Source organism: Pelotomaculum terephthalicicum JT, from assembly GCF_022410535.1.
GTDB lineage: Bacteria > Bacillota > Desulfotomaculia > Desulfotomaculales > Pelotomaculaceae > Pelotomaculum_D > Pelotomaculum_D terephthalicicum.
Map to the genome: position 1 here is coordinate 1 of NZ_JAKNBL010000024.1, position 15,330 is coordinate 15,330.

Here is a 15,330-nt window from a genome sequence, read left to right on the forward strand (position 1 = left end):
GCAAAGCCAATAGATCCACGGTAAACGTGGAAAATTGCTTAGTTTGGTATTCAGTGATTCCTGTTTCGTTGGTGGTGCCAATGGTTGCTACGACAAACTTTTTGTGTACATCAATGCCGCAGCAGATTTTGTGAATGATTTTGAGCATATACACTTCCCCTCATTCAAATTTAAATGGATAAGCAGACATTGACTGTCTGCCGCACCGGTAAACGGGAAGTTGTTACCTCAAGAATTAGGTTCCGTGATCTAAGTCACACTTATTTGTACTTGAAACGGCAGACGGCACATCTTAGCGTACGGACGGTCAGTGACCGTCACACTCACCTCCCCGTGCTCTGTAGTATATCTGCTTATCCAACAAAATCATACCACAGAGCTATACAAGATTTTACCACTTTAATTCTATTTTGTGCCTTGAGCACAGCGAAAGGAATGACACTTAGGTTGAAAGATAAAATTTTTAGCGTGAAAGATAAAATTTTTCAATGGGTGATTTCTATTTGTTTGCTGGTGCTGCTGGGCATCGCTGCCGCCGGCGGCTGCGGCCGGGTCGCCGGGCAAAAGGGGGAGGAGGCGGGGACAATTGTGCGGCAGCAGGCTATCGAAGATAGTAAATTTGCGGTATATGGCCAGTTTCCGGTTAACGTAAAACCTGAGATGGATACTTTGCCGCTGGCTCCGGAGCTAAGCAAAATGACCAGCAAGGTTTTTATCAAGCTGTCCAAGACAGACAAGGAAATACTTGATAAAAATGGGTTTGTCGTGCTCCATGAAAAATCTGCGATGTAGATATTAAAAATACAAATTTTATAAAAAAGAGGTCGTTTGGTATGGAGCATTTCCCCAACGCTACTCTTGTCGCACAAATATTTCACATAATTATATTGATTTTGTTTGTAGCTGGTATTCTAGTATTAATATTTAAAGCGTGGTTTTTCAAAAAGAGTACTATTAACAAAATTGATGAGATGGAAAAAGAATTGAAGGAAATAAGAAAAATAATCGAAGATAAAAGAGCTAGGAAAGCAGAGTAACAAGCCTTTTGCGGCAGAAAGAAAGGTAAGTGGCATGGATAAAAGATAAGAGATTAGCCCGATAATGCTAAGAGCTTATAACGGAAATGGCGTCAGCGATATCCCGTACCCGGCGCGTGGGATATTGTAAGAGACAAACTATATGTCAATCCCTTTCTGGAAATCCCTGCGCAGGGATTTTTTAAATTTTTTTGCAAAAGGATGATCTTTTTTTATGGTTTTTACGTCATGTATTACAGAACAAAGTTATAATGGCGTTCATGATTTCCTTTCCTGCCTGTGTCCCAGTATGTTAATGATCTAAGGGATGATATGAAGATGACGATGCGGTGATCTGGAGGGGTGTTTCATGCGGTTTAAGATAACCAACTTGGAAACCGCAGTTGTTTTTTCACTTATTGCCTTAATCGCTTTCACAGTAACAGGCTGCTCGTCTCAGCCCGTGGCGCCGGACGGGTCCGGGATGCCCGGCCGCTTTGACCGGGCGGAAAGGCTCGGCCAATTTACCGTGGTCAACAGAGCCGTGGACTGCCAGGGAACCACGGTTACTATAGAAAAAATCCTGCTTGACAGGACGGGGACGTTTATGATTGCCGCCGTTGAAGGAGATATCAGGGGAACGGTGGATCCGCTTTGCGTCAAGCTTTTTGACGGGGAGGACCGGAATCTGGGCTTTAACTCTTTCCAGCAAGAATACCCGGCAGAATTGCCTGGAGGTGAAATACTTTTAACCTTTGATCCGATTGAAAATTTTAATGAACCATTGCGTCTGGAGTTTTCCGGCGGGCCGGTACAGTATGAGAACGGGCCTGTCGTTCTGAACTTGCAAGATATTAAGTTTAAAAAAGCGGACAATAAATACGTCTGTACCTATCAACTGGCTGAACTGGCGGAGAAAAACGGCTACAAGCGTTGCTGGAAATAACGCTACTGCGGAATTGGACGTGGCTGAAACAATATTAAGGAAAGGAGACAGGGAAGCTGAGCCTCTTCATTTCTATGCTTACTTGACCTTAAAACAAGGGGAAAAGGCAGCCAGGACCTTTACCTGGAAAAGGAGCAAAATAAGTGGAAGATAACCAGGGTTGACGAGCTGACCATATTCGAAGAAATGCAGGGAGTCAATTCAGTTTTAAACAAAGATGGCAAATTATTTCCCTAAAACAGAAAATATAGAAGAGATTGCGCCAGGAGGTGGCTGACATGATTAAATTCAGCAAGATTGCCGTTTCCCCGGTTGTATTTTTATTGGTTTTCGCTGTTATCACCGGGTTGGCCGGCAAAGACCATGAATTTTGGGCCGCTGAACAAAGCCTGCCGGCCAACGAGGCTGAAGCGGCGGCAGCCGGCGAGTTATTAGATGAATTAAAGGTAAAACTGTGGCAGGCTACGACCAATTATGAAATGGCAAATATTATTGGCGCTTTTGACGCCCTGCCCGGGCCGGACCCTGACGCGGCGCAGGTTTTACTGGACTACCTGAGAGATAAAAATATAAATGACGCCTTTAGCATCAGTAATATCCTGATTAGGTTGATGACAGAGGAGCAAGTTTCTCAACTGGCTAAAGATATTGGCGCTTATAATGACGCTAATGCCAACCGGTATCTGGTTCCTGTTCTGGCAGCCCGCATGAATAATCCGGATGATTTGACCAGTGCGGTTCTTTCCCTGCAAGGCAATTGTTTTTTTGAGCAGGCCTGGCAAATAGTTTTTGTCAATCCGGCCGATCTGGTGCGATGGCTGGATGAGACTTGCGTTAAACTAAACGATCCGTACGTTGAGCGGCGTCTTGTCGACACAGTCGGGAGATTTGCTCAAAAACAAATTGACAATGCCGGCCGCGCGGCCGTCACCGGCTGGCTATGGCGCGCGCAGGAGAAGGAACCGGATCCGGTTTACCGCTCCGACCAGCTTTGCACCCTCTATCAATTGGGAGAGACGAAAGCGTTGGAAACGTTAGGTAGCCTCTATTCCAGCCTTGCTTCCGCCAGGGCTAGAGCCGGCTTGATTTATAGAATCGCCGGCATCGCTCACCAGCGATTAGCGGAAACCGATAGGGAGCGCTGGATTGACTGGCTGTGGAAAATCGCCGAAACGGATGCGTCGCCATACTGCCGCCAGGCATGCCTTGCCGCCCTCTATATGGATTTAGGCCAGGAAAAGGCCCTGGAACAGTATGTGCGGGATACGGACCAAAACGGAACGGCTGCCTTAACGCAAGAGGATCATGTTTTCAGAATTGGCGGCTCGGACTGGCGGTTGCTGAAGGATGCCTGCCAAAAATATCCGCGCAGCTACCTGGCCCGGGGAGTCGAGTCCTATGAGGCAGTGCGGGGGATACCCTATTTTGAAATAGAGCGTGCCGAGGAACCATCATATAACGGCGTCTGGGTGCCTCCGTACGGGGACGAGGAGTATGATCTGGACCGGGAAATCCCCGGCTGGGAAAAATTCCTGGCGGAATTTCCCCGCCACCCGGCCGCGGACGACGCGGCTTACCGCCTGGCGCGCTGTTACGAGATCGAGGGACGTTTTAGCGATGCCGTCAAGACGATGCAGCAAGCCCGTTTCTTGACTGACGGAGACATTCGCTACGCGGCAGCCGGCAGGTTGGTTTACATCCTGGATGTGCGGATGACTTATGAGCAACTGGAGGCGCTGGCCGCGGAAAAACTGGAGCCGCCCCTGCAGGCGTTTGTCAGCTATTCCCTGGCTGTAAGGGAAGTCCGCCGGGATAATTACGCGCGGGCTGCCGCCGGGCTGGAGGATTTTTTAAAACAGGAGGAAGCTCTGACAGCCGGACAGTTTATTTTGCCTTTTGATTATCTCAACAATTTTGACTATCTCAACGAGAAGGATAAATACGATTTGCGCGGTTCAGTCGAAAAGCAGCTGGCCGAGGTAAAGAAGCTTGCCGGTTTGCAGTCCCAGTGGGAAGAATCAAAGGACCCGGCTGATTTATACCAATTAGCGGCGGCGATCTTTCATAACGAGATGCTTTACTATAACCACTTGTGGGCCGGGGAGCGGCAGGAATACAACTGGCTGGGATTTATCAACACCACGGGCCACGGACACGCGCCCGCGGAAATGGCTGTTTTCGTCCGGGAGATGATCAACTGCAACCACAGCCTGCCGTATTTCCAGCAGGTCTACCGGGAGCCGTCCGCCGCGCCGGAGCTGAAGGCCAGGGCGCTTTACTCCGCCGGCCTTTGCTACATCGGCCTGGACGAGTGGGGGGACGACGCCATGTTCGCCTTTAACCCGTCTGATATTCGGGGGAAAATCATTTCCACCTACCGGCAATTTGTCGAAGAATACCCGGACAGCAGCATGGCCGACGACGCGCTGCTGGCGCTCGGCGCATACACCGGCGACGCCGCTTACCCGCAGAGAATATTGGCGGAGTACCCTGCGAGCGACACCGTCGAAAAAGCGAACGACCTGATTAAAGAGTTTGACCGGATTAAAGACCTTACAGAAAGGATGGAATCACCGTATCATTTTTTACCGTGGTCTACTAATCCGTGGGTGCCTTTCAAGATCATGTCCCCGGATGACGAGAGCGTGCCGCTGGAAATCAGAAATTGGGCGGCCGCCAACGCCAAAGATTTCTTTACCGGCGTTAAAACCCTGGGTGAATGGAGCTATGCTTGCGTCTCGGCCGGGGAAAAGTCCGCCGCCGGTTATAGAGTGGGAATAATTGGCGTTCGCGGTGAAAGCAACGGCAAGTTGAAGGTTTATTACCGGATGGACAGCCCGATGCCCGGGGAGGTGACGGCGCAGGAAATAGTTTATCCCTCTGTCTTAGTCCGCCTCCCGGCGACCAGCGCAGTGGTGGAATTTGCGGAAGGATTCCCGCAATGATTTTAGTCTCCATGCCTGGAAAAATATAAGGTGCAAGGAGCTTATTGCATGAAAAAGTTTTTTTTGCTCATGTCGTGGTGCTGTTTGTTGTCTTTATTAAGTGGTTGTTCACTTTCAAACAAAGAAGGTATTAGTACGTTCGATGAGACGGTTTATGCGGCTATTGATGACCAAACTGTTTGGTCTCATTGTGAGCTAATTGATCGTAGCGGGCTTGATACACAAGGATACCCACACCCAATTACATCTACATCTATTTACCTTTCATCTTGCAACACGCTAAATAAGAAGGATGCAAAACTTATAACAGAACTACCGTTAATAGCAGTTGATAGCGCCGGAAGAGAAGTATTAACCAGAGTTACCGATATCACACCTGCCGATAATAATTGGATTGTGATAGAAGAATACTTGGCCGGTGCAGACTGGAACCAAGGCTCCATAAGAATTATCGGCATGAATCTTGAGACCAAGGAGCAGCGTGCAATCGCAAGTGGTGGTCGTTCCGGCGGCTTGAATTTTAAATACATGGTAAAAGACAATTACGTCTTCTGGTCAGCAAAAGCTTTGGATGAAACTCGCGAATCAGCTATTATGAATTTATTGACAGGTGAAAAGCAAACTTTAGTAGGAGTTGACTATGATGCTAAAGTCGTCATTGAAAATGGCATTATAAATGCTGATGATAAAGCTATAAGCATAAAAATATAATTAATATTCCATATAATTTTTGCAAGAAACCAAGCATATCCTGAAACCAATTATATTAAGAAACAACATAAATAAGGAGGAGATCTTTTGAAAAGGGTTAAGGGAGCAGCCGTTGTAGTGCTGGCTGTGGGCATGCTGTTGTCCACGACCGCCTGGGCGGCGGAAAAAGAGGCGTCGGGCGGGCGGGCAGCACAAGGCGGTACGGCAACTGTGGAGTTGCAAGACGGGGCCGCCGGACAGCCGGTGGCAAAGGCGGAGTTAAACGAATCGCAGCGGCAGGCGCTGGAAAAAATCTACCAAATTGTGCCCGAACTAAAGGAACTTTCCGTGGAAGGCATGTATAACGAAGGGGAGGCCACTTGGGGGGTAGTTCTGAACGACAACACCGGGGATGTGGGACCCGACATTAGGCGAACTCACGCCAACCTCACCTTTAAAACTGATACGGGAGAACTGCTCAGGTTCGATATCCGGAACCCGAATTGGGCTTCTGTAGAGTTTCCGGCTTCCGGGTTGGCCAAGGAAAAGGCGGCTGAATTCGCCCGGCAGGTTCTGGGAGACAAAATGGAGGACTATCAGATGAGCGATCAGATAGGCTACGGCAGTGGAGGCGCACGGGACGACAAGGGGAACGAGATAAGGTGGGCCTCGGCGAATGTGCAGTTTGAGCGCCTGATCAACGGTATACCCTTTTTAAACAGCGGCATTCGGGTGAGTGTCGACGCCGCCGGGCATGTTACCGAATATTATACGGAAGGATCCTACAAGAGAAATGACAGCATAAAAGACAGCGGGCCGGATCCGGCGGTGTTCCCCGATCCCGCCCTGGCAGTGACGAAGGAAGCGGCGGCAGAGATTTATGCCGGGCTGCTGGAAATGAAGCTGAACTACGTTGAGCGGCAGCCCATGCAGTACCCTTACCCTATATTGGGCGATGAGGAGGTCGAAACCCGGCCGGTTTTAATATATACTCCTACTCCTGCTATGTATGCGTTCATAGACGCTGTAACAGGGAAGCCGCTGGCTGAATCTCACGAGCAGCCGCTGACCAGCCGGATCAGACTGGCTGGAGAGGGCAAGAAACTGGCTGCCGGGACTCCCGAAGCAGCCGCCGCCCTGCTTGCCGCTGAAACCGGCATAGATATTTCCGGGATGAAGTTTATAAGGGAAGGAGATTACCTTAATTCGGGGATTAAGGTGAAAGAGTACAGCTGGCATTCCGAACCCCAGACGGAGCAGGGCGGCATAAATCGTTTTTTAACTATCAGCACGCTGGCAGATACAGGCCAGGTTGTCGGCTTCAGCCTCTACGATGAATCCGGGCGCGGCCAAAAGGGGACGGTAACCAGAGAAACCGCGCAGGAAACGGCTATGCAATTCGTGCAAAGGTATCTGGAGCAAGGCGCGGTCGAGTTGGTCATGTCGAGCTTCCAGGCGCAGGAAGACAGCATTCCCGACTGGGTGGACAGGAGCAAGCTCCCGGACAATGAGCAGCGGCCGGAATTTCATTTTACTTTCACACTTACCCACCAGGGCATCCCGGTTTCGGACCGTTATAACTATGTTACTGTAGACGGACTTACAGGCAGGATTACTGCTTATTCCAGCGGAAACGGCAGTTCGTCCGTCAACCTGCCGGACAGCGGGAATGTGGTGACGGCTGAAGCTGCCAAGGCTGAATTTCTGAAAAGCCAACCGCTGCGTCTGGTTTACGTCTGGCCTGAATATTTCGGCCAGAAAGCACCCAAGCCTCTCCTGGTTTACCTGCCGGACTACAGCTATGGTGGAAAATACATCGACGCCTTGACGGGAAAAACGGTGACTTTGGAGGTGAAATAGAAAGGACCGGATATCGGTAAACTGAAAAAGAAACTTGGTGAGAGTCAGCCCGCCGGTTAGCGGGCTGACATCTGTAAAGCCCGGATGATAAGCATTAAGCATGGCTGGTGATTGTACTGGCGAAGGAGTGTCGATGTGATGAGAAAAAGGGTAATTATGTTAGGAACCATTGTCTCACTGCTATTCTCTGCGTGTGCTTATGGCTTTGCGGCCAAAGAAATTCAAGCCGCAATTGTGCTGGACGGTGCTAACATTGAAGCTTGCGCCTATATTTACGGAGGAGATGTTTACCTGCCGCTGCGGGCGGTTGGTGAAGCGCTAGGGTATGAAATACAGTGGTCGGGAGAGGAACAGACGGTTTCCGTTTCCAGACCCGGGGAAAATATAGTTATTGATTTGAGCAATGATAAAATAACCGCGGATGACCATGTCTATTATATGGGCGGAGATTATTCAGCCAAGGGGTTCTATGGCGGCAGCGTAACAATAGGAGACAGAATGTACATGCGGGCGGACTTTTTCTCCGACAACCTGGGGCTTAAAGTCCGGTGGGACGGGCAAAATGGAATAATGCAGCTTGAAAGCGTTAAAAAGAACGCGATTTCCATAAAAACAGTGAAAGAAGCTTCTGAGGACGATAAGATTAAAATAACCATACAATACCCGCAGATCGACGGGTTGGCTGATAAAACCGTGCAGGACAGTATAAACTCCATTTTCGAGAAATCAGCAACGGATGCCAGGAATGAAGGGCTGAAAAATGTTGAAGAAATGGAAAAGGTCAGGGCGTCGGGTTATACGGGCAGTCCAAACAAGTGTGAAACCTATTTCGACTACCGGTTGAAATACAATCAAAGCGGACTGCTGAGCGTTGTATGCATGGATTACCAGTACGCCGGGGGGGCGCACGGACTGACGGTGCAAAGCTCCCATACCTTCAACCTGAAAACAGGTGAAGAATACCAGCTCAAGGATTTGATGAAAAATGACGCGGATTATGTTTCTCTTATTAACAATACCGTCAGGAATGAGGTAAACGAACGGGTTAAGGAAGGAACATTGTCGGAAAACAAACCCTTCGAGACCATCAGGGACGACCAGGATTTTTACCTTGCCGATAGCGCGGTCGTGGTTTACTTCCAGCAGTATGAATATTGGCCCTATACCGCCGGCATACAGGAATTCCCGGTTGATTTCTCAGCGTTGAAAGATATGCTGAAGCCCGGTTTCTTAGTTTCTTAATTATGGCGGGTTGCGGTAAATCGGAAGTTGTTCCGGTTGAACAGAGTAGAGACCTTATGCTGGAGAATAGTTAAATTCTCCCCACCATGTTCCAATCGCGCTGAATACCTGGCTGACCCGGCATCCAACCGGCTGGAGCACCTAACCCGGTAGTTTCGCTAAACCTGAGGGCTTGCAGGACACGTATTATTTCCAGCACATTACGACCTACCGGCCTGGGATACTTGCAAAAAAACTTTATTAAGCCGTCAGGTGAAATAATCAACGTAGTCCGGGAAGCTGACCCTGTTTCAGGGTTGTAGGCGCCATAGCACTTAGAAATTTCATTGGTCGGGTCGGATAAGAGCGGGTATTGAACTTTTCTCGCTGAAGGCGATACCTGAGCAAAAATTTTGTGTGAGTAGACGCTGTCGGTACTGATTGCCAGGACCTCTGCTCCTAATTGTACAAATTCTTCGTAATGGTCAGCCACGGCTGCCAGCTCGGTCGGTCAGACAAAGGTGAAGTCATTGGAATAAAAGAACAGGATTACCCACTTTTTACGAAAGTCAGAGAGCTTAACATCGACCCGTTGTCCCCTGTAATAAGCTTCGGCAGTAAAGTCGGCCGCTGGTTTATCAAGGACAATTGGCTCTTTGACGAAACACTGGTCAGATAAAACGACGCGTGACATGAAGAACCTCTTCCTTTACTATTTTTATCCATATTATGTATTTGTATGAATTTATGTGTTGTAAAAAGGTTTAATAAATTAGGGAGACGCGGATGAGGCTGCCTATACTTAATATATCAGCGTAATTATGGCTGAAATGGCAAGATACTTTTTTAACGCTGCCCGTCGGAGCCGCCGTCAGGAAGCTTTTTACAGCCGGGATATGCCGATATTGGCAGGGATTCCTGCGGACGGTTAAGCTCGGTCAGGTGCTTCCAGTAGCGCTTTGGCATATGACTCATACGGCACCGGGGGTTGTGACGCCCCTTCACCTCAATGGTCTCGTAAAAAAGTCGCCACAGTTCGCGGAAAGATTGTTCCTTTTGATCAGGTTCGGGCAATACCAGATCTTCAACAGCAATAATTGCGGACTGGTAAGGGTGGTACGCCAGCGCCATACCATGGGTTTTGTCAAAAATTAAAAAGCGTTCCTCCGGATAGCGCCGGCAGAAATGCTGCCTCAACAAAGGGAGCACACAGTTTTTCGGCTCTATCTCGCCTACGAGGACGTTGTTAAAAACAGAAAAGCGCAGGAACCCTTTCAGCAGGTGGCTTTCGTTTTTCAAATGCTTTACGGCTTTAAAGAGTATATGCACTGCGTCGTTGGCCAGCATAGCCATCACGGAGGGGCCGTGACAGTAGCCCATGCGCATAAACCGCAGGATATGCAGTTCCTTTTGAGGAAGACAGGTTAAAAAGGCCTGCCGCACGAAATCCAGGGCCTCATGCCCCATTTTTTTCGGAATAGAAACCAGTACCCGGTTCGCTTTTTGGGGATCGGTCATAATTTCTTTAACCGGAAAGAGTGTAGCTTGCGGTATGTCCGGCGCTAAAATTTCCACCGGCATTTCTTTCTGGTCATAACTCTCAAAGACGCAGCACAGCAACCCATTGAAGCTGCCGTCGTAAAGATAAATCATATTTGACCGGTTAAGCATTTCTGAACATCCTCCTGACAGGATGACGGCTCATCAAAAAGAGAAAGCTGCTCCGCTTCCGGATGCAGAGGGAATCTCTCGTTATACATGGCCCAGGCTTTTTCAGACAGCAAAGCCCTCAGCACCGCATCCCGAGTGATTATCATGCCGTCCGCGGTTTTACCGCCGCAGGTGATGAAATACTGGGCACGTTTAAGTACAACCCCCAGCTTTCTGAGCGCGTCGAAATTAAGAGTGGTGGTGCGGCGGGCAGTGATAATCCGCTTAACACTTGTTACGCCGATGCCCGGTACCCGCAGCAGGTCGTTATAAGCGGCACGGTTTACGTCTACTGGGAAAAGCTCCATATGGTTAAGGGCCCAGTGGCATTTGGGATCTAAATAGGGATTAAAGCTTTGGTGCTGCTCGTCCAAAAGTTCGCGGGCGGTAAAACCGTAAAACCGCAGCAGCCAGTCCGCCTGGTAAAGGCGGTGCTCCCGCAGAAGCTGCGGTTTTGTGCCCATGGCGGGCAAAAGGGTGTTTTCGGCTACCGGCATATAAGCGGAAAAGAAAACCCGCTTGAGCTTGTATTTTTTATATAGGCTCTCGGTTAAATTTAAAATCTGAAAATCTGTGTCCGTCGTGGCCCCTATAATCATCTGGGTACTCTGGCCGGCAGGGGCGAACTTTGGTCCATGCCGATATCTTTTCCTGTCTGCGGAGCTCTCTTTTATGTGGCTATGAATATACCCCATCGGTCCCAAAATAGCGTGCTTTGATTTGTCCGGTGCCAGCAGCCGCAAACTGTTTTGAGAGGGAAGCTCAATATTTACACTGATCCGATCCGCCAGCGCGCCGATTCGGGCAATCAGTTGGCTGTCAGCGCCCGGAATAATCTTGGCATGAATATACCCGGCAAAACGGTACTCTTCCCGCAGTATGCGCAGAGCTTCCAGCATTTGCTCACAGGTATAGTCGGGATTTTTAAGCACACCGGAACTTAGAAAAAGACCTTCAATATAATTGCGGCGGTAAAAATTGAAAGTCAGTTCCGCCAGCTCACGAGGTGTAAAGGTTGTCCGCGGCAGGTCGTTAGAACGGCGGTTGACGCAGTATTGGCAATCATAGACGCAGATATTGGTCATCAGCACCTTTAACAGCGAAACACATCGCCCGTCCGCCGCGAAGCTATGGCATATGCCGCAGGCCTCTGCGCTGCCAATACCCCCGGCGGCCGCCTTTCTAGCCACTCCGCTGGAAGTACAGGCCACGTCATATTTTGCCGCACCGGTCAATATTTGCAGCTTATGAAAAGCATCCAACCCGCTCAGCTCCTTATAATCTTTATCATATTACAGAACAAATGTTCTTGTAAAGGACCCGAGGAAGTTATTCACCAGCGAATGCTGGACAACCTGCCTGACGATCTGGATAAGGCTGAGGGGTCATATATTGAGGACGCGATAAACCCGGTGGCTATAGAAGTGGAAGGGTAAATTAATTGGCGTGATTATAAATCGGACAGCGAGTTCAAGTTATACAACTAGGTTAAAAATAACTTTAGATATTAGTTGGTAATAGATAGCATAGGTAGCAAGGAATGAACGAGACATAAATGTAAAAAACCGCCTAAACTAGGCGGTTAAAAGAATGTTACATCTTTAAAAGTTCTTTTAGTTCAGAAACATCACTATTATACTTGTCTTTAATTAGTTCTTCATATTTAGATTTTATTTCGTCATCTGAAAGGTGTGGTACAAAATAAAAAAAGTCATTTAAATCTTTACATGCTTTAATATAAGCATTTGTTACAGCTTCAAAGTTAACCTTTTGCTTATCGCTTTCTACCAAATTAAAATCAGTTTTTAAATCGCTTTCATTCTTTAGCTGTTTTATTTCATTGTAAATTTGTTGATTATTAATTGTGAATTGCTCAGTGTCAATTTTACCATTAATCCAATCACTATAGTTGTTATTAGTTTTGTTAGCTATAGTTTCTAGCCGTGATGTCCATTCCTTATATAGACTTAAAAAATCTTCTTTTTTTGTAATAGTTGTTTGACCATTGTGATCTGTTGTATCTGTACTTGTTGTAGTAGTTTTTTGATTTATTAAATTTGTGCAGCCAACTAATACAACCAATACGACAAGTAAAATAATGGTTGCGAAACGGGTTTTCATTTTACTTCCTCCTTTCCCTTCTGTTAATTCTTTACCTAAAGGCAAATACCTTTTTGCAAGATATGGAAGAGGAGTTGGGAAGTTGTAATACACTTTTGACTTATATTGTGCAACAACCTTTTTAGTTTTTAATCGTATGCGGTATAATTAAGCAAAAACAGGGGTTCGGACTCATGGAAATTGTAAAAACAGAAGCAGGTTGAAAGACTACGGGCAGCGCGGCCGGAATATCATTTGAAAGGCCGGCGCAAGCAGGGGATATATCGACGCCTTAACTGGAAAAACGGTAACTTTGGAGATGAATTAGAAATGGCCGGATACGGGAGGAACACTATGAAATTCTTTAAATTTTGCGGCTTAATCTGCTTGTTTTTGTTGTTTGCGGGGATTGCCCCCGTTGTGCCTGCTTTTGGCGAACAGACAGCGATAACTGTCGTTGTTGACGGCCAAAAATTAGATCTGGAAGTGCCGCCGGTATTTCTGGAAGACCGGGTTATGGCACCGGCGCGCAGCCTGGCGGAGTCACTCCGGGCGCGGGTGGACTGGGATCCGGCGACTGAAACGGCGACAATAGCATGCGGAAGCAGGAGCGTCAAGCTGGTTGACGGCAGCAATGAAGCCCTGCTGAACGGCGAACCGGTTCCTCTGGATGTGCCGGCGCGGGTGGTGGAAAACAGGTTCCTGGCGCCCCTGAGGTTCCTGGCCGAATCCCTGGGGGCCACGGTTCAATGGAATTGTATAGAACAAAAGGCAAGAATAATCAGCGCGCCGCCCGAGCGGCCGGAAAGAGTGTGCAATTCTTCATTTCCGGCCAAAGTGGCCTTAATCAATAACGGGCATTTGTGGCTGGTGGACGGCGTCCGCGCCGGTGCGGCGCCGGTGCGGATCACCAGCGCGGGGAATGCGGAGATTGTGGGCTGGTCTCCCGATGGCCGGTGGCTGATGTACCTGCACCGGGATGCGCAAGATTCCTGGAGCAAGCCCCCCTATCTCTGGGTGGTTAAAGCTGACGGCACAGGTGCCTTCCAGGTTGACCGGCGACCGGTGGCGGATACGCCGGCTTGGTCTCCGCTGGCGGATGCCATTGCTTACGGCACTCGGGACCCTGATCAAGAACATGCGCCGGACGGCAACCTGAAGATTGCCGTTTTCGATAGTAGTGATAGCAGTGCCGCCGGAGAAGCAACAGTGACCGTGCTATTGCCTGAGCATAGCAATGTCGCCAGCTTTGCCTGGGCGCCCGACGGGCAGAGCATTGCCGTATCTTTGCCCCGGAATAAGGAGCAGCCGTTGCTGATTAACCGGATTACCTTAGAAGGACAGAGCGCGAACTTGTTTACCTACAGTGAACCCAATACGACGGAGGATATTTTTTATACCCGGTCGGCATCCGGCTTGCAGTGGTCGCCGGATGGACGCTATCTTGCTTTTTACCTGGAGCCCGGTTCAGCTTCCCTGGCGGCGGACGGCGCGGCCGTCCAGGTGCTGGATTTGCAGCAATCCGACCGGCTCCTGGATTTGGGCGGCGGGCTTAAATATGCCCAATGGCTGGCGTGGTCCCCCGACAGCGCCCGGCTGGCCTATATCGCTGGCGGTGGCCGTGACGCCACGGTAAACAAGCGCCTGCACCTGGCAGACCTGCGGAACGGCGGCAAAATCACTGATTGCGGGAGCGCCGGCCAGGTAGACACCCAGCCGGTGTGGTCGCCGCATAAGCCTTACAGCCTGCTGTTCTGCCGCGGTAAAGAAGGAGGCGAATGGGCGGGAGGCGACAATTTCCCGGAGGTACTGGTACCGGGACAGCGAATCTGGCTGAAGACGGACGGCGGAGAAGTGAAAAGCCTTACCTCCGGCCCGGCGGACACAGCCGACTACGCACCCAAGCTTTCCCCGGACGGAGAAACCCTGGCGTACCTGCGGCTGAACCGTTTTGACAGCGGTTCCCTGTGCTTAAAGCTCCTGACCGGCGGCCAGGAGATGGAATTAATCAGCGGCCTGACCGGTGACCATGGCTATTACGGCAATTACTATCCCGAATGGCTGAGTATTTACTGGGAGAGGTAAAAAATAAATGGGTCTAAGGTCTTTGTGGCGATTATCCTCACCATTCAAATTAATCATTGGTATTGTAATTGTTTTATTGCCGGCCGGATTTTTGACTCTTCATAATATGGATTTTAATCAACTGCCGGCGGAGCTGCGTGGGTTGACCGGACCGGTTTGCGTGGTGGAAAAGGTTGTGCTGTACAACGACAAGGACGGTGACGGGGTCTACGACCTTGATGATATCGTTCAGGGCGCGCGCAAGGATCTGGAGGCGAGACCGGCATATAAGGACGCCTACTATGCCGGGGGATACCCGCCGGAAAACGAAGGTGTCTGCACCGACGTGATCTGGCGGGCGCTGCAAAACGCGGGCTACGACTTAAAAGGAATGATGGACAGGGATATTCGGGAGCATCTGGAAGATTATCCCCGCGTGGCAGGCGCGCCTGAGCCCAATATTGATTTCCGCCGGGTGCCGAACCAGGAGGCTTTTTTTAAGAAGTACGCCGAACAGCTTACCACTCAGATTAAGCCTTGGGATGCGGAAAATTTAAAGCAATGGCAGGGCGGCGACATTGTGGTGTTCGGCCCGCCTCACGACCATGTGGGAGTAGTTTCAGACAAAAGGCGGGCGGACGGGGTTCCCCTGCTGATCCACAACGCCGGACCCTCTACCAGGGAGGATAACGGGCTCCTTAATTGGTCTACTCCCATAAAGTATCATTTCAGATTTTCTAAAAATAATTAATATGGTGTTGTGATTTGTGGAAGGAGG

At 49.4% G+C, this 15,330-nt stretch carries 13 protein-coding genes and 1 pseudogene; 9 read left to right on the plus strand and 5 right to left on the minus strand.

What is annotated here, in order from left to right:
- Nucleotides 1–148: pseudogene (locus tag L9W92_RS19515) on the minus strand (IS110 family RNA-guided transposase); the annotation flags it as partial.
- 299 nt (nt 149–447) lie between these two features.
- Here L9W92_RS19515 and L9W92_RS12800 point away from each other — a divergent pair.
- From L9W92_RS12800 to L9W92_RS12830, 7 genes are all read left to right on the plus strand, one after another.
- A complete protein-coding gene (locus L9W92_RS12800) occupies nt 448–792 on the plus strand; it encodes a hypothetical protein (protein ID WP_240084144.1) in 345 nt (114 codons plus the stop codon).
- Between the two features lie 41 nt (nt 793–833).
- On the plus strand, nt 834–1,037 hold the full coding sequence (locus L9W92_RS12805; RefSeq protein WP_240084145.1) for a hypothetical protein: 204 nt from the start codon (nt 834–836) through the stop codon (nt 1,035–1,037).
- A gap of 349 nt (nt 1,038–1,386) precedes the next feature.
- The gene (locus L9W92_RS12810) at nt 1,387–1,962 is read left to right on the plus strand and encodes a hypothetical protein (protein ID WP_240084146.1); all 576 of its coding nucleotides are present in this window, start codon (nt 1,387–1,389) and stop codon (nt 1,960–1,962) included.
- A gap of 278 nt (nt 1,963–2,240) precedes the next feature.
- Nucleotides 2,241–4,907 (plus strand): protease complex subunit PrcB family protein, encoded by a 2,667-nt coding sequence (locus tag L9W92_RS12815; protein ID WP_240084147.1) that lies wholly within the window; start codon nt 2,241–2,243, stop codon nt 4,905–4,907.
- A gap of 48 nt (nt 4,908–4,955) precedes the next feature.
- Nucleotides 4,956–5,618: a hypothetical protein gene (locus L9W92_RS12820; protein ID WP_240084148.1), complete on the plus strand. Its 663-nt coding sequence runs from the start codon at nt 4,956–4,958 to the stop codon at nt 5,616–5,618.
- Nucleotides 5,619–5,705: 87 nt separating this feature from the next.
- A complete protein-coding gene (locus tag L9W92_RS12825) occupies nt 5,706–7,457 on the plus strand; it encodes a YcdB/YcdC domain-containing protein (RefSeq protein WP_240084149.1) in 1,752 nt (583 codons plus the stop codon).
- Nucleotides 7,458–7,595: 138 nt separating this feature from the next.
- On the plus strand, nt 7,596–8,699 hold the full coding sequence (locus L9W92_RS12830) for a PdaC/SigV domain-containing protein (protein ID WP_240084150.1): 1,104 nt from the start codon (nt 7,596–7,598) through the stop codon (nt 8,697–8,699).
- Between the two features lie 70 nt (nt 8,700–8,769).
- Here L9W92_RS12830 and L9W92_RS12835 read toward each other — a convergent pair whose 3' ends face one another.
- From L9W92_RS12835 to L9W92_RS12850, 4 genes are all read right to left on the minus strand, one after another.
- Nucleotides 8,770–9,372, minus strand: a complete 603-nt coding sequence (locus L9W92_RS12835) for a peroxiredoxin (RefSeq protein WP_240084151.1) — start codon at nt 9,370–9,372, stop codon at nt 8,770–8,772.
- Nucleotides 9,373–9,524: 152 nt separating this feature from the next.
- Nucleotides 9,525–10,349, minus strand: coding sequence for a TIGR03915 family putative DNA repair protein (locus L9W92_RS12840; RefSeq protein WP_240084152.1), 825 nt, complete (start codon nt 10,347–10,349; stop codon nt 9,525–9,527).
- Complete coding sequence (locus tag L9W92_RS12845) at nt 10,328–11,650, minus strand: putative DNA modification/repair radical SAM protein (RefSeq protein ID WP_240084153.1); 1,323 nt, start codon at nt 11,648–11,650, stop codon at nt 10,328–10,330. The genes L9W92_RS12840 and L9W92_RS12845 overlap by 22 nt, the downstream gene beginning before the upstream one ends.
- A 331-nt stretch (nt 11,651–11,981) precedes the next feature.
- Entirely contained in the window at nt 11,982–12,509 is a 528-nt protein-coding gene (locus L9W92_RS12850; RefSeq protein WP_240084154.1) for a hypothetical protein, read from the minus strand.
- A gap of 333 nt (nt 12,510–12,842) precedes the next feature.
- Here L9W92_RS12850 and L9W92_RS12855 point away from each other — a divergent pair, with 333 nt between their 5' ends.
- Nucleotides 12,843–14,573 (plus strand): stalk domain-containing protein, encoded by a 1,731-nt coding sequence (locus L9W92_RS12855; protein ID WP_240084155.1) that lies wholly within the window; start codon nt 12,843–12,845, stop codon nt 14,571–14,573.
- A 106-nt stretch (nt 14,574–14,679) separates the two neighbouring features.
- Entirely contained in the window at nt 14,680–15,303 is a 624-nt protein-coding gene (locus L9W92_RS12860) for a DUF1287 domain-containing protein (RefSeq protein WP_240084156.1), read from the plus strand.
- Nucleotides 15,304–15,330 lie beyond the last annotated feature (27 nt).

Coding starts and splice junctions, on each gene's coding strand:
- L9W92_RS12820 (WP_240084148.1), top strand. CDS start 4,956: ATGAAAAAGTTTTTTTTGCTCATGTCGTGGTGCTGTTTGTTGTCTTTA.
- L9W92_RS12860 (WP_240084156.1), top strand. CDS start 14,680: ATGGATTTTAATCAACTGCCGGCGGAGCTGCGTGGGTTGACCGGACCG.
- L9W92_RS12810 (WP_240084146.1), top strand. CDS start 1,387: ATGCGGTTTAAGATAACCAACTTGGAAACCGCAGTTGTTTTTTCACTT.
- L9W92_RS12840 (WP_240084152.1), bottom strand. CDS start 10,349: ATGCTTAACCGGTCAAATATGATTTATCTTTACGACGGCAGCTTCAAT.
- L9W92_RS12815 (WP_240084147.1), top strand. CDS start 2,241: ATGATTAAATTCAGCAAGATTGCCGTTTCCCCGGTTGTATTTTTATTG.
- L9W92_RS12855 (WP_240084155.1), top strand. CDS start 12,843: ATGAAATTCTTTAAATTTTGCGGCTTAATCTGCTTGTTTTTGTTGTTT.
- L9W92_RS12850 (WP_240084154.1), bottom strand. CDS start 12,509: ATGAAAACCCGTTTCGCAACCATTATTTTACTTGTCGTATTGGTTGTA.
- L9W92_RS12805 (WP_240084145.1), top strand. CDS start 834: ATGGAGCATTTCCCCAACGCTACTCTTGTCGCACAAATATTTCACATA.
- L9W92_RS12830 (WP_240084150.1), top strand. CDS start 7,596: ATGAGAAAAAGGGTAATTATGTTAGGAACCATTGTCTCACTGCTATTC.